Source organism: Bacillus sp. GbtcB14, assembly GCF_019091205.1.
Classification (GTDB): Bacteria; Bacillota; Bacilli; order Bacillales; family Bacillaceae_G; genus Bacillus_A; species Bacillus_A cereus_AG.
Genome location: NZ_JAGXJT010000177.1, coordinates 1 through 264, shown reverse-complemented (window position 1 = coordinate 264; position 264 = coordinate 1). Strand labels below are relative to the sequence as shown.

Below are 264 nucleotides of genomic sequence, written 5' to 3'. Positions count from 1 at the left end.
GCTTGCCAGTGTGCCTGACTGCCAGCGGATCGTCAAAAAGGCGATAGCGGAAAAGCTGAAACTGCAATCAGGTAAACAAAATGAATGGATTGAAGAAACGGGACCCGTGTATAAGGTGGAGATTTCCCTTTTAAAAGATAAAGCCGTACTTACACTGGATTCATCAGGAACAGGCCTTCACAAACGGGGATACAGGGTTGACCAGGGAGGAGCTCCGATTAAAGAGACGCTCGCTGCCGCGTTAATTCAGTTAACCAACTGGAC

Annotated in this window: 1 protein-coding gene; it reads left to right on the top strand. The window is 48.1% G+C overall.

Annotation, left to right across the window (positions count from 1 at the left end; genetic code table 11):
• A partial coding sequence (locus KVT31_RS29650) for a THUMP domain-containing protein (protein WP_483297957.1) occupies positions 1–264 on the top strand: 264 nt, incomplete at both ends.